At 61.0% G+C, this 22,888-nt stretch carries 20 protein-coding genes and 1 tRNA gene; 4 read left to right on the top strand and 17 right to left on the bottom strand.

From position 1 onward, the window contains the following. Positions 1–32: 32 nt before the first annotated feature. Positions 33–1,679: a putative manganese-dependent inorganic diphosphatase gene (locus tag RAK07_RS05270; protein WP_305731795.1), complete on the bottom strand. Its 1,647-nt coding sequence runs from the start codon at positions 1,677–1,679 to the stop codon at positions 33–35. Positions 1,680–1,872: 193 nt separating this feature from the next. Between RAK07_RS05270 and RAK07_RS05265 the strand changes: the two genes are divergently transcribed. Further along, complete coding sequence (locus RAK07_RS05265) at positions 1,873–2,835, top strand: HD-GYP domain-containing protein (protein ID WP_305731794.1); 963 nt, start codon at positions 1,873–1,875, stop codon at positions 2,833–2,835. Between the two features lie 86 nt (positions 2,836–2,921). Here the strand turns inward: RAK07_RS05265 and RAK07_RS05260 are convergent, their stop codons facing one another. Further along, complete coding sequence (locus RAK07_RS05260) at positions 2,922–3,122, bottom strand: cold-shock protein (protein ID WP_305731793.1); 201 nt, start codon at positions 3,120–3,122, stop codon at positions 2,922–2,924. 118 nt (positions 3,123–3,240) lie between these two features. After that, positions 3,241–4,848, bottom strand: a complete 1,608-nt coding sequence (locus RAK07_RS05255) for a bifunctional aminoglycoside phosphotransferase/ATP-binding protein (RefSeq protein ID WP_305731792.1) — start codon at positions 4,846–4,848, stop codon at positions 3,241–3,243. A 193-nt stretch (positions 4,849–5,041) separates the two neighbouring features. Between RAK07_RS05255 and RAK07_RS05250 the strand changes: the two genes are divergently transcribed. Beyond that, positions 5,042–5,731 carry a PilZ domain-containing protein gene (locus tag RAK07_RS05250; RefSeq protein ID WP_305731791.1) on the top strand — a complete coding sequence of 230 codons (690 nt, stop codon included), beginning with the start codon at positions 5,042–5,044 and terminating at the stop codon, positions 5,729–5,731. Here RAK07_RS05250 and RAK07_RS05245 read toward each other — a convergent pair. Genes RAK07_RS05245 through RAK07_RS05230 form a run of 4 tightly spaced genes read right to left on the bottom strand, consistent with a single transcriptional unit; the run spans position 5,709 to position 8,981 of the window. Beyond that, the gene (locus tag RAK07_RS05245) at positions 5,709–6,551 is read right to left on the bottom strand and encodes a DUF58 domain-containing protein (RefSeq protein WP_305731790.1); all 843 of its coding nucleotides are present in this window, start codon (positions 6,549–6,551) and stop codon (positions 5,709–5,711) included. The two genes, RAK07_RS05250 and RAK07_RS05245, sit on opposite strands and share 23 nt — an antisense overlap. Before the next feature lie 44 nt (positions 6,552–6,595). Next, positions 6,596–7,531: an AAA family ATPase gene (locus RAK07_RS05240; RefSeq protein WP_305731789.1), complete on the bottom strand. Its 936-nt coding sequence runs from the start codon at positions 7,529–7,531 to the stop codon at positions 6,596–6,598. Between the two features lie 16 nt (positions 7,532–7,547). Further along, positions 7,548–7,853 (bottom strand): hypothetical protein, encoded by a 306-nt coding sequence (locus tag RAK07_RS05235; protein WP_305731788.1) that lies wholly within the window; start codon positions 7,851–7,853, stop codon positions 7,548–7,550. Positions 7,854–7,907: 54 nt separating this feature from the next. After that, positions 7,908–8,981: a branched-chain amino acid aminotransferase gene (locus RAK07_RS05230; protein WP_305731787.1), complete on the bottom strand. Its 1,074-nt coding sequence runs from the start codon at positions 8,979–8,981 to the stop codon at positions 7,908–7,910. 295 nt (positions 8,982–9,276) lie between these two features. On the opposite strand from RAK07_RS05230, the gene RAK07_RS05225 reads away from it, so the two are divergent. Continuing rightward, complete coding sequence (locus RAK07_RS05225) at positions 9,277–9,588, top strand: HU family DNA-binding protein (RefSeq protein ID WP_305731786.1); 312 nt, start codon at positions 9,277–9,279, stop codon at positions 9,586–9,588. 124 nt (positions 9,589–9,712) lie between these two features. Here the strand turns inward: RAK07_RS05225 and RAK07_RS05220 are convergent. The 10 genes from RAK07_RS05220 to RAK07_RS05175 form a co-directional block, all read right to left on the bottom strand. After that, positions 9,713–9,787: transfer RNA gene (locus RAK07_RS05220), tRNA-Val, on the bottom strand. Between the two features lie 52 nt (positions 9,788–9,839). Next, a complete protein-coding gene (locus RAK07_RS05215) occupies positions 9,840–11,834 on the bottom strand; it encodes a solute symporter family protein (RefSeq protein ID WP_305731785.1) in 1,995 nt (664 codons plus the stop codon). An 11-nt stretch (positions 11,835–11,845) separates the two neighbouring features. Next, the gene (locus RAK07_RS05210; protein ID WP_305731784.1) at positions 11,846–12,154 is read right to left on the bottom strand and encodes a DUF485 domain-containing protein; all 309 of its coding nucleotides are present in this window, start codon (positions 12,152–12,154) and stop codon (positions 11,846–11,848) included. 775 nt (positions 12,155–12,929) lie between these two features. Next, positions 12,930–14,369, bottom strand: coding sequence for a putative nucleotidyltransferase substrate binding domain-containing protein (locus RAK07_RS05205; protein WP_305731783.1), 1,440 nt, complete (start codon positions 14,367–14,369; stop codon positions 12,930–12,932). Between the two features lie 86 nt (positions 14,370–14,455). Further along, positions 14,456–15,229: a trehalose-phosphatase gene (gene otsB, locus RAK07_RS05200; RefSeq protein ID WP_305731782.1), complete on the bottom strand. Its 774-nt coding sequence runs from the start codon at positions 15,227–15,229 to the stop codon at positions 14,456–14,458. Positions 15,230–15,231: 2 nt separating this feature from the next. Next, positions 15,232–17,505, bottom strand: coding sequence for an alpha,alpha-trehalose-phosphate synthase (UDP-forming) (locus RAK07_RS05195; RefSeq protein WP_305731781.1), 2,274 nt, complete (start codon positions 17,503–17,505; stop codon positions 15,232–15,234). Then, complete coding sequence (gene htpX, locus RAK07_RS05190; protein ID WP_305731780.1) at positions 17,506–18,393, bottom strand: protease HtpX; 888 nt, start codon at positions 18,391–18,393, stop codon at positions 17,506–17,508. A gap of 121 nt (positions 18,394–18,514) precedes the next feature. After that, a complete protein-coding gene (locus RAK07_RS05185) occupies positions 18,515–19,621 on the bottom strand; it encodes a mechanosensitive ion channel family protein (RefSeq protein ID WP_305731779.1) in 1,107 nt (368 codons plus the stop codon). Positions 19,622–19,693: 72 nt separating this feature from the next. Further along, positions 19,694–20,155, bottom strand: coding sequence for a MarR family winged helix-turn-helix transcriptional regulator (locus RAK07_RS05180; RefSeq protein WP_305731778.1), 462 nt, complete (start codon positions 20,153–20,155; stop codon positions 19,694–19,696). A 124-nt stretch (positions 20,156–20,279) separates the two neighbouring features. Further along, entirely contained in the window at positions 20,280–22,073 is a 1,794-nt protein-coding gene (locus RAK07_RS05175; protein WP_305731777.1) for a glycoside hydrolase family 15 protein, read from the bottom strand. A 316-nt stretch (positions 22,074–22,389) separates the two neighbouring features. On the opposite strand from RAK07_RS05175, the gene RAK07_RS05170 reads away from it, so the two are divergent. After that, on the top strand, positions 22,390–22,737 hold the full coding sequence (locus RAK07_RS05170) for a hypothetical protein (RefSeq protein WP_305731776.1): 348 nt from the start codon (positions 22,390–22,392) through the stop codon (positions 22,735–22,737). Positions 22,738–22,888 lie beyond the last annotated feature (151 nt).

Below are 22,888 nucleotides of genomic sequence, written 5' to 3'. Positions count from 1 at the left end.
GTTTGACCTGCATCAAGAAAATACTGATTCACTCAAAGCGCCCCCAGCACCTTGAGCAGGTGGGGCACCATCTGCTTTTTGCGGGACATGACCCCTTTCAGCTCATACAGGTGCGGCTCATGCTGGGGATAGCCCATCAGGTGAGCCAACTGGTTCATCCCTTCGGCCAGGAGCAGAGTGGTTTCGCTGTAAATATCGGTGATCATCAACCCGGCCAGCTCCAACTTATCCTCCTGCTTGACCTTGCGCAGGGTTTCCCGCAGAGCGTCCTTCAGTTCGAAAAACTCATCGAATCCCACCACCTCCACCTGACCGATACCGAAGAGAACATCACCGGCGCTAAACTGCTTGAAGTCGGCCCGTACCGCCTCCTCCAGGGAACCATGGGCGGAAAAGCCGCTGCAGGAGGCGAAGATGTCCCGACCAAAGGTGACATGGTCGAGCCCGGCCAGTGGCTCCAGCCAGGCAACGATCTCGTGGTCACGGGCCGTGGTGGTGGGGGATTTGAGGATCACGGTGTCAGTCATGATGCCGGCCAGCAGCAGGGCGGCAATGGCCGGTTCCGGCTCTATGCCCCGCTCGCGATAGAGGGTGGCTACTACAGTGCAGGTACTGCCTACCGGGGCGGCCATGAAGGTGATCGGCTGGCTGGTGGGGGGATTGCCCAGCTTGTGATGGTCGATCACTTCCAGGATTTCCACCGCCTCGGCGCCGGGCACCGCCTGTCCCAGCTCATTGTGGTCCACCAGAATGAGGGCGTAGGGAATCTGCCGCAGCAGGGAGGATTTGGTGGCCACCCCTGCCAGGGTACCGTCTTCTTCCAGCGCCACCACCGCCGGCTCGCCGGAATGAAGCAGCTTCAGGCGCAGGTGTTCCAGCGGCTCAGCCACACCAATGCTTTCAAACTTCGGCTCCGCGAAACAGGACAGCGGCGAGGAGAGACGGCACAAACCGGCAGCGGTGGCAGTGTCAAAGGGGGTGGACAGCACCGTGACTCCGGCACTCCACGCCCTGGCCAGCAGGTCGTCACTGACACCGAACCCGCCGGTGACTACCAGAATTCGCACCCCCCGTTCGATGGCAGCCTGCTGGATGGAGGGACGGTCGCCGGTCATGATCAACAGTGTTGCCGGATCATAGCCGACAATTTTACCGGAGAACGATTCCTCGATCATGGCGCCGATGAACAGGTGGAGATGTTCAATCTCTCCGACCGGGACACCGGCCAGGAACGTTGCTTCCAGTGTTGCAGCAAGAGCCGCGAGCGAGGTATCCACCCCCCGTTTGCGACTGCTGCCTGCCACCAAGTACTTTTCGGACAGCTTGAGCAGCGAAACGATCCCCACCGGCCGGCGCTGCTCGTCCAGCACCGGCAGGACCCGGATGCCGTGCCGATGGAACAGTTCCAGTGCTTCCTTCAGGGTTTGATTACTGTCGGCCGTCACCGGTCCGCGCCCCAGGACGTCCCGCACCTTGGGGCGCACGTCGGCCAGGTAAAGCGGCGGCTCGAGCCCCAGACGGTTCAGTATGTAGCTGGTCTGGGGATTGGGACGACCGGCCATGGCGGCACGAACGCCGCGCTGCCCCTGGCGCTGCTTGAGGGCCGCATAGGCGATGGCCGAAGCGATGGAATCGGTGTCGGGATTGCGGTGACCGATAACGTAAATCTGCTTGTTCATAGGTCTGACTCCTGAAAATCAAACGGTACCATGCTGAATACGGCATCAGTAGAGTAGAGAGGGAGGTTCCCCCTGTCAAGGCGGCGTGCTCAGGGCTCCCCCAGGGCGCTTTGCCGGAAAAAGTTGCGAACAAAGGCACTCCGGCGTATTATTCATATTTTATATAATTATCATTGTCATGAAAGACTCATGCATGCGCGACCACTACTGCCGCCCCATCAGCATTGCCAGCATCAACCCCCAGACATTTCCGGATGTCTCCCTGTATACCAAGAGCAGTGGCAACTATGTACTGTACAAACCCCATGACCGCAAATTTACCGATATGGATCGGATGCGGCTGGAGCAGAATTTCGTTGAATTCCTCTATGTCAGGACCGGCGACATGGAGGAGGTTACCCGCTTTCTGGAAACAGGTCTGAGTGAAATCCTGAACCGCCACGATATGGATGTCCGCACCAAAGGCCAGATTCTGTACCAGACTACCGTCAATTACGTGATTGACGTTTTCGAGAACCCGGAAGAGGCTGCCAAGCTGGACCGTTGCCGCAACCTGGTCAAATACCTGCTGCACTATCTCTGCTCCGATCCGACGTCATTAAACGCCCTGCATTCCGTGGCGGATCACAACTACTACATATTCGTTCATTCCCTGCAGGTTGCCGCCCTCTCCCTGCTGGTGCACGATGAGGTATACGGTCTGACCCCGGACGAACTGACCGACGTTGGGATTGGTGGCCTGCTGCACGATCTGGGGATGGTTTTCATCTCCAACAGCATTCTGGAGAAGCCGGATGCCCTGAGCGATGTCGAGTACTACAAGATCAAGCAGCACGCCCAGCGCGGCTACGAATGCCTGAAGGAGATCGGCGGTTTCAGCGAAATTTCTCTCCTGGCGGTCCGGCACCACCATGAGCGCTTCGACGGCGACGGCTATCCGTCCGCCCTCAAGGGCGATGCCATCCCCCGCACCGCCCAGGTCATGGCTATCTGTGATGTCTACAGCGCCCTGACCGCCGACCGGATTCACCGCAAGGCGGTCAGCCATGAGCGGGCTCTTGAAGTCATGCGGACCGAAATGCCCGGCGCCTTCAATCCCGAGTTGCTGGCCCGCTTCGTCGAGATCATCACTGCCCGTAAAAGCACCGAGAAATAGCAGTCGGTGCGCCAGCACGCAAAAAGCCCCGGCGGAATGCCGGGGCTTTTTATGTGTACTCCCGCACCTCAGGGCGCGGTGAACATTTAGACGCGCGTTACGTTGGCCGCCTGCAGCCCTTTGGGGCCTTTGACGATCTCGAACTGCACCGTATCCCCCTCAGCAAGGGACTTGAAGCCGTTACCGTTGATGGCGGAAAAATGAACGAACACGTCCTCGCCATTCTCCTGCTCCAGAAAACCAAACCCCTTGCTGTCGTTGAACCACTTGACCCTACCTGTTGTCATACCGTACTTCTCCTTCTTCACCTTCTTGGGTAATGCACCTGCGATGTCGCGGGTGTGTAGAAACCATAATCCCCGGCAACTTCCAAAGTTACCGGGGATGTAAGCTTTAAAAGATGTTTCACCCTAGCACACTCTTTTCCGTCTGTATGCAAAAAAATTCAGGCATCTGCATTTTTTCGAGAAGGCCGATCTCTTCAAGCACCCGATCCACCATCGCAGTAGGTGTCTCGTCCGCATCCAGGGGCACGATGATTCCTTCATCGGATCGCGGCGGTTCCAGCAGCGCCCGCTGCTGCTCGTACACCGTAACCGTGGCGTCCGAGGTGCTGCCGCCCGCGGCGCGGCGTGCTTCAATCCGGTTGCGGGCCACCTGATCGGGACAGGTAAGCTGCAGTATCCTGAATGCCGCACCATAGCGTCGTGCAAGGTCGGCAAACGGTTCACGGTCGGCACGACGTATGAACGTGGCATCGACGATCGCGCTCCGTCCCGCCGCCAATTCCGCTGCAGCAGCGTCGCCGAGCGCGGCATAGGTGGCCCGGTTCCAGCCGCTACCGTAAATAGCCCCCCCCCACTGGTCTGACGGGATGCCGGCCAGCCGTTTCCGCTCAATATCCGACGAGCAATGGGCGATTCCCAGCTGCAGGGCCAGCTCCCCGGCCAGGGCGGTCTTACCGCAGCCACTGACGGCAGAGGTGATGAACAGGGTCAGGGGAAGTTCTTGACGCAGCAGATAGCCACGGGCCAACCGAAAGAAACGACACGCCCGTCCGGCGGCTTCCTCCTTCTCCGAAGCCGAGAAAAAGGGATCGTCCAGCCGGATGCTCTCCACCTTACCCCGAATAAAGGCACGGTTGGCCAGGTAGAGCGGTAGCACCTGACGACATCCCTCGTCGCCGCTTTCCTGCCGGTACTGCTCCAGAAACCGTTGCGCCAGGTCGCGACGTCCGCGATTTTCCAGATCCATCATCAGGAACGCGATATCCGCCGCCGTATCACTGCAGCGGAACCGCTCATTGAACTCAATGCAGTCGAAGATATGAATGACATCATCCAGGCAGATGTTCTCGCTATGCAGGTCACCGTCGCACTCCCGGACATACCCCCGCCGCACCCGTTCTTCAAGCAGCTCCCTCCCTGCTTCCAGGCCTGCCATCACCCGGGCCGCGATCAGACGGTGGTCCTGATCCGTAATGGTGCGACCTATATAGGTACGGGTCTGCTCCAGGTTCTCCTGCCAGTTCTGCCTGATCACCTCCGGCGATCCATAGGCGGATATGTGCGCGTCACTGGCCGCTTCGGCATGAAAACCGGCAACCAGCCGCGCCAGCCGGTCAATCTGCTCAACAGTTACCGCCCCCCGTTCCAGCAGGCGGGCCATGATCCGCTCCTCCGGCATCCTGACCATCTTGACGGCGTATTCCACCACCTTCCCCGTCCCTTCGAACCGCAAGCGACCGTCATCCTCCTCGGTAACCGCCACCACTCCCAGATAGATTTCCGGGGAAAGCCGCCGGTTGAGGCGCACTTCCTCACAGCAGTAAAAGTAGCGCTTTGCAAGAGTACTGAAATCGAGAAAGCCGAGATTGATCCCCTTCTTGATCTTGTAGACATGGCGATCCGTGAAGAACAGAAAGGAAATATGGGTCTGAGACATGGTCACAGTGCCCGTCGACTCCGGATAGGGCTCGGCAGACAACAGCTGTCGTATCTGTTCAGCAGTCATGAAACTCCCTCCCCGGCCGGATTAGCAGCGCACTACTACCACCTGCCCGCCTCCGCTGCACCCGGCAGTTGGCTGCTGCGCACAAGCCAAACACCTGAAAGCGCTTGACGCACGGAGATCTCGTCCGTAATGTTGCAGCAACGTCGGTGCACAGAACGGCACGACACCTCCCCCAAGGACAGGCAGATACCGGATGGCACCCCCCGTCATACTCGTCATTTCGCGCAGTGAAACCCGCATGCAGACCTATCGTGAGGCGCTGGAACGGGTCGGTGCCTCCTGCGTGGGACTTGCCGATCTGAAGGGGGCTCCCGTTCTGGCAGCTTCGACCCCAATGAACGGCATCGCCATCGATATGCCGGTACAGATCAAGGCATCGTCCGGCGATAAGGCGCTGGTGGAGGATATGCTGCTGGCCCTGCCCAGCGTCTACCTGAACATCGCTCCGGCCACCGACGCGATCAGAATACTTACCGCCACCGGCACCCAGGGAACCTTCCAGACCTTTGAGCAGTTCGTCGCTGCCTGCGCCAACTTCAACGCCCGGGTCGTCCGTCCGAAGAATCGGACGGAACTGAACCTGAACGCACTGCTCTACCCCAGCATGTCCGGCGATGTTCCTCCGGAGCGGACCGTGACCATCAACGTCTCGCCGGGCGGCTGTTTTCTGTTCAGTTCTCACCCTGACTACCATGTGGAACAGCTGGTACGGATCGACTTCGTCGGTTTCGAGGACCGCACCCCGATCATCGGTTCCGTGCGCTGGCTGCAGCCGTGGGGCACCTCGCATCTGATACCGGGCATCGGTGTCCGGTTCGAGCAGATTTCGGCGGCACAGCAGATGGCGTTGGACTGCCTGCTCAAGGCCCTTGAACCCCGCTAACCGACTCGTCCTCGATGCCATACACCGCCAGTCGTGCAAGAATTTTGCGTATCTGCCCCCTCCCCTGCTGCGGCGGGACCAGCTCTCCTGCCAGCAGAAGCCCGACCGGGCGGCGACTCCCCCACTGTACCGCCAGCCATGCGGCACCTGCAATCCGGTCTTCCCCATCTCCGGGCAGAAGGCTCGGATTGATCAACAACGACTCCGCTGACGACTCAGCGTACTCTTTAACCTTGACCTCATCCTCCCGTGCCGACAATTTCCAGTGGATCGACTGCAACGGGTCCCGACCGGTGTACTCCCGGATACGCTCAACTTCACCGCCCCATCCCCGCTGAACCGAGCCTGCGGGAGCATGCTTCTGGCCGTCGTTCCCCGAAGCGACATTCCAACAGGGCGTCTGACGGGGGAATACCACTAGGTCGCACTGTACCGGCAACGTCCAGGAGCGCACGAAAAAGTTCACCGGAAAAGGAGAACTGACCCGCAGGTGACGGATGGAAGCCACCCCCCGCTGCTCAAACTGCAGGGTCAGGGGAAGTACGCAACCGGAAGCGGGAGCAAGCGCGGTACACTGCACCGACGCAGCTCCACTGGAAAGCTGCAGGAGAAAGGACGGAAGCCATTTCTTACTGTTGGTAAGCTGCAGGGAAAAGAGCGCAGGCCGGCCGGCATGCACTTCATCGGGGGGCGCCAGGGCAACCCCGAGACCTTTCAGGTTGGCCATGCCTATAATGCCGGTAACCGACATGAAGGCCAGCATGCCGGAGACCACCAGAAACAGCAGGTTGTTACCGGTGTTGACCGCCGCAAACCCCATCAGGATCGTGATCAGGATGAACAGTCCGCCGGATCTGGTGAGCTTCAGGCCAAAGGCAGGGGAATCGGATCGATAATGGAACGTAACAGCCCCCTCCGGTCCAGGGTATCGTAGTGCGGACGCAGAAACAGCCGGTGGGCGCCCACCGCTGCCGCCATCTCGCGCACATCCTCCGGTGCGACGAAATCACGGCCATCCAGGTAGGCTGCGGCCCGCGCCGCGGCCGCCAAGCCGATGGCCGCCCGCGTCGAAAGTCCGATCTGTACGGCGGGATGGTGACGGGTGGCGGTGACACAGGTGTGCAGGTACGCCACCACCGTAGCGGACAGGGTAACGGCAGCCACTTCGCGTCGTGCTTCGGCAAGAGCGGTGGCGGTCAGCAGCCGGGGAAGTCCCTCAAGCCGCTCACGAACTCCACCACCAGCAATGATGGCCTTTTCCAATTCCGCCGGCGGATACCCGATGCCGGTACAGAGCAGGAAACGGTCCAGCTGCGATTCCGGCAGGGGATAGGTGCCGGTCTGTTCCACCGGATTCTGGGTGGCGATCACCAGAAAGGGGTCCGGCAACAGATGGGTATTCCCTTCTATCGTGACCCGGCGTTCCTCCATCGCCTCCAGCAGCGCACTCTGGGTACGCGGCATGGCCCGGTTGATCTCATCCACCAGTACGATGTTGTTGAACACCGGTCCGGCCAGGAACTCAAACCGTCCTTCGTCCCGTCGAAAGATCGACAAACCGGTAATGTCGGACGGCAGGAGGTCGCTGGTACACTGAATCCGCCCCAAGGACAGACCGATACTGCCGGCCAGGGCCAGGGCCAGCGTGGTCTTACCCAGACCGGGCAGATCCTCGATCAGCAGATGACCACCGGTAAGGAGCGCCACCATGGCCAGGCGGAGTGGTTCACGCTTGCCCTGCAGCAACGAACTGCTCAACTCGGCAAGGGTGTTACCAATAGCGTTGCTTCTCTCGGACATGGCCGGTATCCGCTCCTTAGTTGTCCTGTCCGTTACCGCCGCCCCACATGTCCAGCCATTGCTGTTGCGGCGAACGACTATCGCCGTACTGGACAATCACACCGTCTTCCCGCTGATACGAACAGGACCACCCCGGGCGGTCCGCCTTTTCGAAGGTCGGATAATCCCGCGGATGTTCCAGAGGGTCGTACGGTTCCGAATAGTTACTCCAGTCCGCAGGCGGCGGACAGCGTTCGTCCCCCCGATAGTCACCGGCTGCTTCGGCTGTGGCAACCATCGCCAGCATCAGCAGCCCGAACATCACACTGGTCAGGGTTTTCATGGCAGCTACCTCCCTCGCAAACCACGGATCGGAGTCCTGCGCAGATCCAGGCCCTTACTCGACGAACCTGATCCAGCCGAAGCGATCCTCAATGGTGCCGGTCTGAATACCGGTCAACGTATCGTAGAGCCGTTGGGTAATCGTGCCTACCCCGCCATTGCCGACGGTAAGGCACTCGTCCTTGTAACAGAATCTGCCCACCGGCGTGACTACCGCCGCCGTGCCGCTGCCGAACGCCTCGGTAACGGCACCGCTTTTCATATCCTGCAGCAGATGTTCAACATCGATCATCCGCTCCTCAACCGTACAGCCCAGTTCGAGAGCCAGTCGCAGAACCGATTCGCGGGTAATGCCGGAAAGAATCGAGCCGGTCAGGGGGGCGGTGACAATATGGGTGCCGTAAGCAAAGAACATGTTCATGGCGCCCACCTCTTCAATGTAACGCCGCTCCCTGCCGTCCAGCCAGAGCACCTGGTCGTAGCCCTTTTTCTTCGCTTCCAAGCCGGCCTTCAGTGACGCGGCATAGTTACCGCCGGTCTTGGCGTCACCGGTACCGCCGGGTACGGCACGAACGTAACGATCCTCCACCATGATGCTCACCGGCTTGAAGCCGGCTGCGTAATAGGCCCCCACCGGCGACATGATCACGTAGAAGTAGTAGTGGTCCGAAGGCTTGACCCCCAGCACCGGCTCCACTGCGATCATGGTGGGACGGATGTACAGTGACGTGCCCGGTGCGGTCGGTATCCAGTCCCGTTCCAAACTGACCAGCCGGTCGATGCCGTCGAGAAAAAGCTCTTCCGGAACCTCCGGCATGCAGAGCCGGGCAGCGGAATGATTGAAACGCCGTGCATTCATTTCCGGCCGGAACAGGGCGATGCGGTTGTCCTGCCATTTGTAGGCCTTGAGGCCTTCAAAAATCTCCTGGGAATAATGAAAGACCAAGGCTGCAGGATCCAGTACGAACGGCTCGTAGGGCTTGATCCGGGCACTGTGCCACCCCCGGTCAACGCTCCATTCCGCAAGGAACATACGATCGGTGAACTGCCTGCCGAATCCCAGCTTCGACTCATCGGCAACCCGCGCCTTCATCTGTTCGGGCGCAAGAGGAAGAACCGCAATATCCATGACACGCACCTCCGATTCCGTAAACTTCAGTTTGATAAAAAGAGGCGACTCGCCGGTCGCCGTGTCTTCACGTTACTGCCCGTAACAGCCGGTGTCAACAGCTTTCTTGCCATGTTCGACGCAGCAAAAATCCGACAAATTCACCCTCGGCACACTTTTTTGCGTCCAGCCTCATTTTTTTTTGAATAAATATGTAACTTGTCACTTGCAGAACTCTAAGTACGTGGTATGATTCGCCCGAATTTCAAAGCCCAGGAGACGTCCTGAGGCCCACTACACCCAAGGGGGTACCCGCATGAAAAAGGCAGATCTGGTTGCAAAGATGGCGGAAGGCGCCGGCATTACCAAGACTCAGGCGGAGAAGGCACTGAATGCCTTTATGGCAGCCACGGAAGCTGCTCTGAAGGCGGGAGACAAACTGACCCTGGTTGGTTTCGGTACGTTCAGCACGGTTGCACGCAAGGCGCGTATCGGCCGTAACCCGCAGACCGGCAAGGAGATCAAGATTGCCGCCAAGACGTCAACCAAGTTCACCCCCGGCAAGAACCTGAAGGACCTCAAAGCCAAGGCTGCAAAGGCCCCTGCCAAGGCTGCCAAGAAGAAATAAGACGGTCCGTCGAACTGTCGGCCGTAAAAGAGCCCCGTACGATGTGCGGGGTTTTTTTGTGTCCGCTGCTCACCAGATAAAAAACGGGGGCCGGATCTTTCGATCCGGCCCCCGTTGATTTTCATGGTGGGCGCAGTAGGGATTGAACCTACGACCCCTGCCGTGTGAAGGCAGTGCTCTCCCGCTGAGCTATGCGCCCGTTTCAGTGACCGGTAGAAGTACCAGAGCGGCCACTGAATGTCAAGGGCATCTTAGTGGTCAATGGCCTTAGCCATGCCGATGCCGGTGTTCTGACGGACGTAGATCTCGTCCCACATCTCTTCTGCCCGACGGCTGGGGAAAGCCAGCGCGGCCACAATGGCGGCGATGAAGCCCAGCGGAATGGAGAGAATACCGGGGTTCTTCAGGGTGAAGAGCGGCGCGGAGAGACCGACCATGGACTTACCGCCACGGTTCTTGGCTTCCTCAGCCTTCTTGTCGTCAATCGTCTTCAGAGTCTTTTCCATTGCTTCCGGAGCAATCTTGCCGGCGGAAATATCGGCCTCAAGCTTGGTGTAAGCCTTCTTCGCGTTATTGGCAACGACATCCGGATAGGTCATGTTGGGGGAGACCATCACCAGACCGATGGAGGCGATGGTACCCACCAGCAGACCGGCAATGACGCCGGCGGTGTTGAACTTTTTCCAGAAGAGCGAGAGCACCACCACCGGCAGGTTACCGGAGGAGGCCACAGCGAAGGCCAGGGCCACCAAGTGAGCAACGTTCTGCTTTTCGGCAGCAATACCGATGGCAATACCGCAGGCACCGACCACGAAGGAGGTGATCCGGGCAGCCATGACCTGCTCATGCTGGTCGGCGTGGCCGTCCTTAATCACGTTCACGTAGATGTCGTGGGCAATAGCAGCGGAGGCTGCCAGCACCAGACCGGAGACCACCGCCAGGATGGTGGCGAAGGCGACGGCGCAGAGGAAGGCCAGCAGCAGGTCGCCGATGAACGGCGAGATGTCGCCGCCCAGCGCCTTGGCCAGCATCATGGCAGCCATGTTGCCGCCGGCGTCAACCGCCTTGATCCCTTGCGGGGAAAGGTGAATGGCCGCGCCAAAGCCCAGCAGGGTGGTCAGGATGTAGAAGGAGCCGATGATGAACATGGCCACGATAACCGACTTGCGGGCTTCCTGAGCAGTCGGCACGGTGAAGAAGCGCATCAGGATGTGCGGCATGCCGGCGGTGCCCAGCACCAGGGCCATACCCAGGGAGATCTGGTCAAGCGGGTTGGTCAGGAACAGGCCGGGCTCCAGGAAGCGCTGGCCGGCATCCATGGTGGCCGTACCCGCCTCAACCTCTCTCAGATAAATCGGCAGCAATTTGACGTGATCGATGATCTTCTCGTTGGTGGCGATGTCGTTGAAGAACTGGAACGGGCTCATACCGGACTTGAGGCCCACCAGAATCGCCAGCAGACCGGCACCGGTCATCAGCAGGCCGGCTTTGATGATCTGTACCCAGGTGGTAGCGGTCATGCCGCCGAACACCACGTAGCCAACCATCAGGATACCGACGCCGATAACGGCCACCTTGTAGTTGATGCCCAGCAGCAGCTGCATCAGCTTGCCGGCACCAACCATCTGGGCGGTCAGGTAGAAGGTGGAAACGGCGACAACCGAAATGGCGGCAACGGCGCGCACCGGCTTGGGCTCGGTCCGGAAGGCCAGAATGTCGCCCAGGGTGTACTTGCCGGCGTTACGGCAGGGTTCGGCTACGATCAGGAGCACGGTGATGTAAGCCACCAGCCAGCCCACCGAGTACATGAAGCCGTCGTAACCGTACAGGGAGATCATGCCGGAAATCCCCAGGAAGGAGGCGGCGGACATATAGTCGCCGGCAATGGCCCAGCCGTTCTGGGTACCGGTGATGCCGCCACCGGCGGTGTAGAAGTCGGCTGCCGACTTGGTCTTTTTTGCCGACCAGACCACCACGGCCATGGTGGCGCCGATGATCATCAGGAAGATCGGAATGGTGACCTTGGGGTTGGCCTTCAGTTTTTCCTTGGAGTCCACAACCGTCTTGGCCGGGGTAGCCGGCTTGGCGTCAGCCGGGGCAACGGCAGCGGCGGGGGCTGCGGCAGCGGGTGCAGGGGCGGCAGCGGCGGGTGCCGCGTCCGGTGCAGCCGGCGTCTTGGCGGGTTCAGCGCAGACAACACCGGCAAAGGTGAGCAGGCAGCCGAGGGTTACAAGCAGTTTCTTCACGAATGCACCTCCTACTGGACGTCGGCGACCAGTTCCCTGGTCAGACGGTCAAAATCTTTGTTGGCAACATGGGCATAGTACATGGCGATCCCCCAGGACACGAAGAACTGGGACAGGGCGAACAGATAGCCGACGTTGATCCGGCCGAGTACCTGTACCTTGAACAGCCCCGGCGCGTAGGCGGCACCAATCGGCAGCAGGAAGTAATAGATGCTGGAGAAAATCCACCAGCCGAACAGGAAGGCGGTCTTTTTGCGGTGCAGTTCGACAAACTTGGGATTCTGCGCTATCGAACTCCAGTTGATTGCTTGTTCTGACATAATGTTTGTGTACTCCTTTCACAAAGTTTCTCGCTACTCTCCGGATCTCAACGACATAACCATGCCGCGGATCGCCTGCCTCCGGTTTTTCAAGCCCCCTTTCCTCAAAGTGATTTCACATATGTTATCAAGTGCCCGCACGGGCAACCACCACGCTGTCTCAGCCCGGACCAACAGACACGCACCTGACGGTCTCCGGGGCAACGGCACCAGTCTTGTATACGAAACAGAGTTGTTTTGTCAAATGAAGTTTCAACTGGCGTCATTTTTTTATCAAACGTTTTTTTTTCGTAATATTAGCAATTTAAATAATCGTTTTATTTTTTTATTCACGAAAAATTTATTTTTTTCAACCAGCTAGTATAAATACTGTTTTTGCCGACAACAATGTCTCCGCGCATTACGATTCCATACCCATATGCCACGGCACGCCGGACGAGCACGCCTAACACAGCCGTTCATTCCGGCGCCGGCCAGCCCGCAGAGCACACCGTATGAACCCGCTGTCTGTACGCCCAAAAAGCGGCAATAATAGAACATTGTGCCGTATGAAATAAAACCGGCTTCGAAAAACCCCGGAAACAGCCCCGGCGCTGACGGGAAACGGAGGGGGACAGCACGTGATAACAACACGAAAATGAACCGGAGTTACTGAGAAAACCAGGTCGTCAACGCAGGAAGGGGGGACCAGCATATCCGGGACGGGGCAGGGAGATGTGAAGTGCACTGCAGGATGAAGCTTCCCTGCGGAGGAAGTGGGTGCGTGGTCTTCCGGCTAGAGGATTTGCCCCAGACGGAAGCGGCGCTGCAGCAACCCCTGGAAGGAACGGACCCCTTCCAGGGCTGTCCGCAGCCGCCCCTTCTCCATCCGGTTCAGACGGGCGAGGGCAATCCGGTTGTCCGGCGTCCGCCCCTCCCGGATCGCCTCAACCTGGGTACGCAATCGGAAGTAGACCAAGGTATGGTAGGTTGCAATCAGGTCGTCGGCTTCCCGGCGCTCGAGAACGCCGATTTCGGCCAGCCGTTCGATGCGGGGGACGGTGCCGTTGACTTGTCCCCCTTCGGAAATGGCCAGAATTTTCACCCCTTCAGTGATGGCGAAAATGCCGGCCTTTTTCAGGTCCAGCCGCCCTTCTCGATCCTCGCCGGCCTCGGTCCTGATGCGACCGAACCACCCCAGGGGCACGGCAAAGCGCAGCACGTTGCTGGTCAGGTGTCCCAGGTACGCCTCGTTTCCCTTCAGTCTGCCGGCGATATGATCCTTCATGGCCTGCTCCAGGGACAGGTTTCCCCGCAGGGCGCGCAGGTCGGTAATCATACCCACTTTCAGGATATTCTCCGGCGTCGGTACGGCAAACCAGCCATCCATGACTCCCTTCCATTCTTTCAGGCTATGCCGCCAGAGGGGGTTGTTGGCCATGATGCCGCCGGAACAGGGAGGGATGCCGATGGCGATGATCGCCTGAATCAGTGTTTCCGAAAATTCGATGATTCGCTGCTGCTCCGCCGGGGTCAGGTCGTCGGCATACACCAGAGCATTGTCCTGGTCGGTGGTCAGGGTCTGCTCTCCCCGTCCCTCGCTTCCCAGCACCAGAAACGCAAAACGACCGGCCAGGTCGGCATACTGCTCTTCCAGCAACAGATCGATCAGGCGGACCAGCACCTGGTCATTCAAGTGGGCGATCAGGCGAACCAGCTCCTGCACCCGCACGCCGGTGCCGATCAGATGCAGCACCAGCCCCTGCACCCGCTGATGGAGACGGCGCAGGGAATCCACGCTGCGGGCCTCTTCGATGGTGCGCACCAGGCGCTGCGGCGAATTGCCCTGTAGCCGGAGAATGTCCGAATCGGTGATGATGCCGGCCAGTCCCCCCTGGGAACCAAGCACCACCAGCCGGTGAATGCCGTTGCGGGAGATACGGTGCAGCGCCTCGAAAAGAAACTCCTGCTCGCCGATGGTGATCAGGGGAGTGTGCATGATGTCGGCAATGGTCAACTGCTTGGGATCGAGCCCCTGGGCCACCACCTTGTTCCGCAGGTCACGATCGCTGATCATCCCCATGGGACGTCCATCGCGGCAGACCACCAGGCTGGAGATATTGTGTCGCCGCATGACCGACACCGCCTCAACCAGCGGATCGTCGGGCGAACAGGTGACCACCTCGCGATGACAGTACTGCCCCACCGGTTGAAACAGGACATTCAGATCGGCCATTGGAAACCCCGTGCAGCATGAATTGAACGGAACGTACCAGCGGAGCGGCACTCCCCGTTGTGCGGACAGATACTACACGATAGCGGTTACATTTCAACCGCTCCGTCTCGCAGGAGCGTCACCAGAGCGTTCAGCAGCAGGGACATATCCTCCTGACGCTCCAGCAGGTAGCGGGCGGCAGTGGCACGGTCCGCTCCCACGCAGACAGGGAATATTCGTGGATCGTTCAGACGAAAGACATCCTCGTCGGTTTCATCGTCGCCGATGAAGAAGGCGTTGACGCAGCCGGAAACGTCCAGAAGCCGCACCAGCGCCTCCCCCTTGTGGGGTGCTCCCAGGGGCAGCAGGTTTTCCACACACTTCCCCGCCACTCGCCGGGGAGGAGGGGTAAGAGCGGTAATGGCCGCCAGCAAGGCGGCGTGGGCGGAGCGGGGCTCCGGAGCGTGACGATAGTGGAGCGACAGACTGTACCCCTTGCGTTCCAGCAGGATTCCCGCCCGGCGTTGGGGGGGGAGCAGGGTGAGCAGTTGCCGTTCCCAGGCCGCGACCGTCCGGAGCAGCTCGCGGCTTTCCGCTTCCTGTCCCGGCACCCCCTCGGCTCCGTGGTTCCCCACGAGGTAGCGCGGGGTGAAACCGAGGCGGGCTGCGGCGTCGCTGCGGGAACGGCCAGTAATGACGGCAGTGGCAGCCAACGAGGTAAGCACAACCATGCCATCCTGCACTGTGGTGTCAATGCGGATATCGGCCGGATTGGCCACGATCGGCACCAGCGTGCCGTCCAGATCGAAGGCAAAAAGGGTGTGCGCGTTGACGAAAGCGCGCAGCGCGCTGCGGCCCTCAGCACTGAAGAGACCGATCACGCTCACCTCACCCTGGCCAGGCCGCCGATACGGGCCGCCAGTTTCTCGCGCTGTCGTATCCGGGCCGCATCCAGCAACATCCGGCCGGCCCAGCGATAGACGTTGAAGTCGCGTACCAGGGCACGCATGCTGCGCATCCGCTCCCGCTGTTCGTACTCCGGCATGACCAACGCCTCATGCAGCGCCTCGGCGGTCTGTTCGATATGATACGGGTTCACCAGCAGCGCCTCGTGCAGTTCATGGGCCGCCCCGGTGAACTGGCTCAAGACCAGCGCCCCCCGCTCGTCGTCACGGGCCGCCACGTACTCCTTGGCCACCAGGTTCATGCCGTCGTGCAGACTGGTCACCATGCAGACATCAGCGGCCCGGTAGTAGCGGTTCACCTCCTCCGGTTCGTGGTGTTCGATCCGCAGCACGAGCGGCTGCCAGGAGGCGGTGGCGAACCGTTTATTGATCCGCGCCGCCAGCGCCCGCACCTGGGCATCGAAATTCTGGTAGTCGTCCAGGGCCGTGCGGGTGGGGGCGGCGATCTGGATGAACGTGAAGCGCCCCACCAGCTCCGGGTGCAGCTCAAGCATCCGTTCCACCGCCCAGAAGCGCTCCAGAATCCCCTTGGTATAATCCAGCCGGTCCACCCCGATCCCCACCAGACAGTCCGGCCCGATTCCCAGGCTGCTGCGGATTTCCCGGGCGCACTCCTCAACAGAGGCTTGGCTTTCCTGCCAGGGTGAAGGCCATTGAATGGAAATCGGGTAGCTTTCCACCATGGTCAGTTTGCCGTTATGAGAAATGGTGGAGGACTCGTGCTCAATCCTGGTTTCCAGGTAGCGATCCACGGTCTCGATGAAGTTCTTGCAATGGAACGGGGTATGGAAGCCCAGAATGGTGCTGCCCAGCATCCCCTGCAGCACCTCTTCCCGCCAGGGGCAGATGCCGAAGGATTCCGGGTTGGGCCAGGGGATATGCCAAAAGGTGATCACCGTTGCCTTGGGCAGCGCCGCCCGGATATAGCCGGGCAGCAGTGCCAGGTGATAATCCTGTACCAGCACCACCGGATCATCGGTCTTGGCCTCCCTGACCACGGCATCGGCAAAGCGCCGGTTGATGGCCACGTACTGCTGCCAGTCATTGGAGCGGAACACCGGCCGCACATGGGCGATATGACAGAGAGGCCACAACCCTTCGTTGGCAAAGCCGTAATAGTAGCCGCTCTCCTCCTCCCTGCTCAGCCAGATCCGGCGCAAGGTGTAGGCCGGTTTTTCCGGCGGCACGCCCACCCGGTCATGGGCATCCACCGTCTGGCGGTCGGCGCTGCCGCTGCCGTGGGCGATCCAGGTGCCGGAACACGCCTTCATCACCGGCTCCACCGCCGTCACCAGGCCGCTGGCGGGCCGCTGTACCCTGATGGTCTCCCCTTCCTGGGAGTGAATATACGGCTCCCGGTTGGAAACCACCAGCACTTGGTCGCCGCTCAGCTCCTTGTGCAGCAGCTTGCGGAGCGTATCCGCGCTCCAGAAAATGGTGGCGTCGTCGGCAAAACGCCGCTCCGCGTCCAGCGTTCGCAACAGTGCCCGAAGATCCCCCACCAGCGGCTGCAATTCGGAACTCGTGACCGCCTGCTGGCCGGCAAAGGGGCGTAGAATCCCCTCCCCCCGCAACATGGCCCGCACCCCCTCCATCCAGCCCCGCCAGCTCAGGTGGGCCACGAACACGGTGATCAGGGAGATCACCACTCCCAGCACCGCGAACAGCAGGATCACATACTGGCGGGTATCGGCACTGCGGCGCTCCATGAAGCTCATGTCATGAATCAGCACCAGGGAGCCGACACTGCCGCTTTCATCACCGATGGGACTGACCGCCACATGCACCGGTCCCTGGGGCAGACGGATCAGATGTTCCGGGTCACTGCCGCTGTGCTCCGGCTGGCGGCAGGAAAGAGCCGCCGGAAAGGCCGGCGTCTTGTAGAGCAGACGGCTCTCGTTGTCGCATACCCCCAGGGCCAGCAGCCGCTCGTCCTGGTTGACCCGCACGAGCAGGCTGCTGATGCGCTGGCGCTCCCCTTTCCGCATCAGTTCGCTCAACGGATCTTGCAGGGTACTGCTGATCAGGCGGGAACGGATATCCATGTCCCGCACCGACCAGCGCAGCATCAGGCCGTCGATCAGCGGCACCACCCCGTAGGCCAGCAACCCCAGGGCAACGGCCAGCGGCAGCACGAAACGGAGGGAAAGGTGCAGCGAACGGAACGACAGGCCGGCAGATGACTGACGCATTCAGAGGCCCCGGTTCCGGCGCAACGCCTCGATCCGTTCTTCCAGCGGCGGATGGGTCATGAACAGCTTCATCAGGCCACCGTTGCTGGTGCCGGATATGCCGAAGGCCGCCACCTGGTCCGGCAGATGGGGCTGCCCGGCGGTAAGCCGCAGTTTCTGCAGAGCCGCGATCATTTTGTCGCGCCCTGCCAGGGCCGCCGAACCGGCATCGGCCCTGAACTCCCGCTGCCGGCTGAACCAGCAGACGATGATGCTGGCCAGAATGCCGAACACCAGCTGCGCCACCAGGGAGGTGATGAAAAAGCCGGGACCGTGCCCCCGCTCGGTCCTGAAAACCACCCGGTCCACCAGGTAGCCCACTACCCGCGAGGCCACGATCACGAAGGTGTTGACCACCCCCTGGATCAGGGCCAGGGTCACCATGTCGCCGTTGGCCACATGGCTCACCTCGTGGGCCAGCACCGCCTCGGCTTCATTGCGGTCCATGGTCCGCAGCAGTCCGGTACTGACCGCCACCAGGGCGTTATCCCGCCGCATGCCGGTGGCAAAGGCGTTGACGTCCGGGGCATCGTAGACCGCCACCTCCGGCATGCCGATGCCGGCCTTCAGGGACTGGCGCCGTACCACTTCCAGCAGCCAGGTCTCCACTTCATTGCCCGGAGTGGTGATCACCTGCGCCCCGGTCAGCCGTTTGGCGGTCCACTTGGAGAGGGCCAGCGAAATCAGCGAACCGCCGAAGCCGAACACGGCGGCAAAGGCGATCAGGCTGCCCAGGTTGAGCCCCTGCTGGGTCAGCATCGGACCGATCCCCAGCAGGTTCGCCACGAAACTCAGTACAAACAGAATGGCCAGGTTGGTAATCAGGAACAGAATGATTCTCTTGAACATGACACGCTCCTCCTTCTCCGGTGCGGTACGGGCTCCGCACCCGTCTTGTCCCCGCGCCTCCGGCCGGGGAATCGCAGCCATGGTCGATGGCTGCTATCCGTCCCCTGCGCTGCGGTCCGGGTCACGGTGCTGCCGGTCCCTCCGTCGACGGCACCGCGGCAGGAAACGGCTCCAGTTCGGTTCGCAGCCGCGGCAGGCACTCCGGATGGTCGCGCTGCAGAAACTCGATTAGCTTCTCGCGGACATGGCAGCGCAGATCCCAGGCCGCTCCCGAATTGGGCGCGCTGACCATGGCACGCAGGACAACAGTCCTGTCGGTTGCATCGAACACCACCAAGCCGCAGACCTTGCCGTCCCAGAGCTCGGTCCGGGCAAGGATCCTTTCCAGTTCGGCCCGCACCTCCGCCACCGGCACCCGGTAATCGCAGTGCAGGAACACGGTGCCCAGCAGGTCGGCCGACGCCCGGGTCCAGTTCTGGAACGGCTTTTCCAGAAAATAGGTGATCGGCAGCACCAGGCGCCGTAAATCCCAGATGCGCACCACCACGTAGGTCAGCGTGATCTCCTCGACCCGCCCCCATTCGCCCTCCACGATCACCACATCGTCAAGGCGAATCGGCTGGGTAATGGCGATCTGGATTCCTGCCAGCAGGGCCGCCAAGCTGCGCTGGGCCGCAAAGCCGATGATGATGCCGGCAATACCGGCTGAGGCCAGCAGGCTCACCCCCACCTGACGCACCGTTTCAAAGGTCATCAGCATGGTTGCCCCGGCCAGGACGATGACGATCACGATGGTAATCCGCACCAGCATGGTCACCTGGGTGGAAATGGTCCGGGCCTTGAGGTTGTCGCTGTCGCTCACATCGTAGCGCTGCAGGACCAGGTCCCGCAGCCCCAGGATGGTGGAGGCCATCAACCAGGCAATGCCGGCAATCAACGCCATGCTGCCCAAGTGGCGCAGTAGTTCGGAGATGCCGGGGGGGAACTGAAACGACGGCTGGGCAAGCAGCACCGCAACCAGCGGCAGCAACAGCTTTGCCGGGGGGCGCCAGCGTTGCAGCAGGTTCTTCTGCAGGGAGCTGTCGGAATGCACAGCCAGACGGAACAGCACCTTAAACAGGAGCAGATAGCCCAGCAGCCCCAGCAGAAGCGCCAGTCCCAGGGTCAGCAGCGAAGCGACCAGTGCCGGCGCTTCAGCGATGGCAGTGCCGAATGCCCTCAGATGCACCGGTTTTCCCGAAGCAGGTATCGCAGTATTCTCATCATCTCCTCCTCTCTCACCGTCCCGAGTCCGGCCGGCTCACCTGTGCAGCGGCTGAGGCACGAGGTGCCCGGCATCTAGCATCCCCACCATCAGGCGCATCCCCTCTTCAACATGGAAAAACTGTTCCTCGGACAGTTCGGCCAGCCCCTTCACCAGCAGGGTCTGGGCCACCTCCGGCGCCCCGGCCACCAGCGCTCTCCCCTGCTCCGTGAGTACAACCTCTACAACCCTGCGGTCCTCTTTCGAAACCGTGCGTGTGAGCAGACCCTTTGCTTCCAGCCTGTCCAAGATGCCCACCACGGTGGGCGGACGCAGGGACATGAGCCGCGCCAGCTCGGAAACCCGCACCGGCGCCGCCGTCAACAGTTTCAGCGCCCACAGCTGGGAACCGGTCAGGCCGGTGGTATGCTCGGCTGCTTTCGAATACTCGGAAATCGCCTGGATGACCCGCCGCACATTGTCGAATACTTCCATGATTGTTGCTGCATCCTTCTGCATGGTCACTCCCGCCGTCAGCACCTGAAAATTACTTAGCTACACTAATAGTTAGCATTGCTAATTTATGCCAATAATAAAGCCGGAGGTCAAGTCCTGAGAGCGGCGGGACGCTACGGCACCAGCGTCAGAACGCCGCATCCCAGCGTTTACTCAGGCGAATGGCAGAGCTGATCAGTCCCACCATGCTGTAGGTCTGCACGAAATTCCCCCACTGCTCGCCGGTGACCGGGTCAATATGCTCCGCCAACAGCCCCAGGTGGTTGCGCCGCGCCAGCAGGTTTTCGAAGAGCGCCCGGGCCTCGTCGTGGCGGCCCAGCGCCGCCAGGGCGTGGATATACCAGAAGGTACAGACGATAAAGGCGTTCTCCGGCTCCCCAAAATCGTCCGCCTCCACGTAGCGGTACACGTAGTCTCCCCGCTTCAGTTCCCGCTCAATGGCGGCGACCGTGGACTGGAAACAGGGATCGTCCGCCGAGAGAAAACCGACGTCGTGCAGCAGGAGCAGGCTGGCGTCCAGGGAGTCGCCGTCAAAGGAGGCGACAAAGGATTGCTTTTCCTCGTTCCAGCCCCGCCGGTAAATTTCGGTGTAGATGCTGTCGGCATGGTCCCGCCAGTACCCCTGCCGGTCGCCCAGCCCCAGCTTGGCGGCGATCAGGGCCAGACGGTCGCAGGCGGCCCAGCACATGACGCTGGAAAAGGTGTGTACCCGGGCGGTACCCCGCAGCTCCCACAGCCCGGCATCGGGCTGGTCGAACACCTGCACGGCGGTCTCCCCCAGGGACTCCAGGCGGTGGAACAGGGTGCGGTCGCCGCAGCGCAACAGGCGGCGGTCGAAAAACACGTGGGTCACCGCCAGGATGGCGGCGCCGTAGACATCGTGCTGCACCTGCTCGAAGGCCTGGTTCCCCACCCGCACCGGCCCCATGCCGCGGTAGCCGGACAGGGTGTCGACGATCCGCTCCTCAAGTCGTGCCGCGCCGTTAATGGCGTAGACCGGCTGCAAGCGCCCCCCCGGCGCCCCGGCGGAAATATTGGTTAGGTACCCCAGGTAGCGCTCCATGGACTTGGTGGCCCCCAGACGGTTCAGGGCATTCACCACGAAGTAAGAGTCCCGCAGCCAGCAGAAGCGGTAATCCCAGTTGCGCACCGTATGCGCCGCTTCCGGGATGGAGGTGGTCATGGCGGCGATGATGGCGCCCGTATCGTCGCAGGTGTTCAGCTTCAGGGTGATGGCGGCCCGGATCACTTCGTCCTGCCACTCGAAGGGGATGCCCAGATCCCGCACCCAGTCGTGCCAGTAATGCACGGTTTCATCCTGAAAACGCCGGGCCAGGTCGCCGATGGCCGTGGGGATGGTTTCGTCGGCACCGAAGATGAGGGTGATCTCCTCCTCCAGAAAGAAGGGACGTTCCTCCAGCAGCATGGTGATGGAGGCGTCGGTGGTCAGGCGCAGCACCCAGCCGGGGGAGAGGTAACGGACATGGTGGCTGCCGTAGGTGACGGGGCAGCGTTCGCGGCCGTAATCCGACGCCGGCCGCACCGCCAGGCGGATTCGGGGGGAGCCCCGCAGACGGCGGATTCGCCGGACCAGCATTACCGGCGTGAACATCCGGCCGAACTGGCGGAAGCGGGGAGCGAAGTCGGTCACCTCCACCTCTGCGCCGTGAGCATCGCTGAGCTTGGTCACCAGCACGGCGGTATTGGGCAGGTACTGCTGCTCCGTGGCGATCTGCTCCACCAGCTCGATACCGCAATAGCCGAAACCGTCATGGTTGGTGTGTTCCTTGAGCAGCGAGCAGAACATCGGGTCGCCGTCGAAGCGCGGCAGGCAGCACCAGACGATCTCCCCCTGCCGGTCAATCAGGGCGCCGACGGCGCCGTTACCAATAAGCCCCAAGTCAAGACTGGTACGCATCATGCTCCTCCCACGGATGGTTTCGCAAACAGGAACGGGGAGCAGTCTCCCCGTTGAGAACCATCCGTATTGATTGCGGGTCGCCAGAGCCATTGCTGGCGCCCCCTGCACTCTCTGTTTTACCAGAATCGTCTTTGCTCTATCCTTATAGAACAGAAAGCGCCGATGTCAAGGCAGGCACCAGCGGCGGTGCCCGCGGCGCCCAGCTAGCACTCCGGAAGCACAACCGTATACTGCCTTGACAGCCGGACGTCGTTTATCGTTAAATAGCTGCACAGAGCAACAAGCCTCGGACAACTGCGATCCCGGACCACTCCCCATGCCCCAGTGCCGTTCCTTCGCCATAGCCGCCGCACTCTGCATGCTGGCCACCCTGCTGCACCTGACCCTGCCCGGCCTGCTGCAGGACGGCATGAAAGCTGCGACGTCGGGGCACGAGCTTACGCAGACCATCACCGTGGGCAGCGAAGAAGAGCAACAGTTTCCGGAATTGCAGAATTTCAAGCCCCCCAAGCAGTCCTTCGTCGATTACACCACCTTTCTGCTGTCCGGCAGCCCACTACCGGCGTACGGCCCCCAGGTCGTGAGGAACGGCGGCCGGAAAACCTCCCTCGCCCTTTCCGACGTTTATCGCGATATTTTCATTCCACCCGACATCGTCGCCTGATCAGCCGGACACGTCAGTGCCCGGAATGACCACGCACCAGCAGCTCCCCCTCCGGAGCCACCGTACTGCAGCTGGTTTCCGGCATCACCGCGCCATCGGGCGGTGGTCGGCACCCTCAGATCAGTAGTCAATCATTTCTGCAAGGAGAACC

It is taken from the genome of Trichlorobacter ammonificans (genome assembly GCF_933509905.1).
GTDB classification, from domain to species: Bacteria; Desulfobacterota; Desulfuromonadia; order Geobacterales; family Pseudopelobacteraceae; genus Trichlorobacter; species Trichlorobacter ammonificans.
The sequence above is the reverse complement of the archived record's forward strand: the minus strand, read 5'-3'. Positions and strand labels throughout refer to the sequence as shown.

Bases quoted from the DNA above. Each gene is read 5' to 3' on its own strand.
- RAK07_RS05210 (WP_305731784.1), bottom strand. From the start codon at position 12,154: ATGTCAGAACAAGCAATCAACTGGAGTTCGATAGCGCAGAATCCCAAG.
- RAK07_RS05270 (WP_305731795.1), bottom strand. From the start codon at position 1,679: ATGAACAAGCAGATTTACGTTATCGGTCACCGCAATCCCGACACCGAT.
- RAK07_RS05195 (WP_305731781.1), bottom strand. From the start codon at position 17,505: ATGCGTCAGTCATCTGCCGGCCTGTCGTTCCGTTCGCTGCACCTTTCC.
- RAK07_RS05235 (WP_305731788.1), bottom strand. From the start codon at position 7,853: ATGAAAACCCTGACCAGTGTGATGTTCGGGCTGCTGATGCTGGCGATG.
- htpX (WP_305731780.1), bottom strand. From the start codon at position 18,393: ATGTTCAAGAGAATCATTCTGTTCCTGATTACCAACCTGGCCATTCTG.
- RAK07_RS05250 (WP_305731791.1), top strand. From the start codon at position 5,042: ATGGCACCCCCCGTCATACTCGTCATTTCGCGCAGTGAAACCCGCATG.
- RAK07_RS05205 (WP_305731783.1), bottom strand. From the start codon at position 14,369: ATGGCCGATCTGAATGTCCTGTTTCAACCGGTGGGGCAGTACTGTCAT.
- RAK07_RS05245 (WP_305731790.1), bottom strand. From the start codon at position 6,551: ATGGGGTTTGCGGCGGTCAACACCGGTAACAACCTGCTGTTTCTGGTG.
- RAK07_RS05240 (WP_305731789.1), bottom strand. From the start codon at position 7,531: ATGTCCGAGAGAAGCAACGCTATTGGTAACACCCTTGCCGAGTTGAGC.
- RAK07_RS05230 (WP_305731787.1), bottom strand. From the start codon at position 8,981: ATGGATATTGCGGTTCTTCCTCTTGCGCCCGAACAGATGAAGGCGCGG.
- RAK07_RS05265 (WP_305731794.1), top strand. From the start codon at position 1,873: ATGCGCGACCACTACTGCCGCCCCATCAGCATTGCCAGCATCAACCCC.
- RAK07_RS05175 (WP_305731777.1), bottom strand. From the start codon at position 22,073: ATGATGCGTACCAGTCTTGACTTGGGGCTTATTGGTAACGGCGCCGTC.
- RAK07_RS05255 (WP_305731792.1), bottom strand. From the start codon at position 4,848: ATGACTGCTGAACAGATACGACAGCTGTTGTCTGCCGAGCCCTATCCG.
- RAK07_RS05225 (WP_305731786.1), top strand. From the start codon at position 9,277: ATGAAAAAGGCAGATCTGGTTGCAAAGATGGCGGAAGGCGCCGGCATT.
- RAK07_RS05260 (WP_305731793.1), bottom strand. From the start codon at position 3,122: ATGACAACAGGTAGGGTCAAGTGGTTCAACGACAGCAAGGGGTTTGGT.
- RAK07_RS05170 (WP_305731776.1), top strand. From the start codon at position 22,390: ATGCCCCAGTGCCGTTCCTTCGCCATAGCCGCCGCACTCTGCATGCTG.
- RAK07_RS05180 (WP_305731778.1), bottom strand. From the start codon at position 20,155: ATGCAGAAGGATGCAGCAACAATCATGGAAGTATTCGACAATGTGCGG.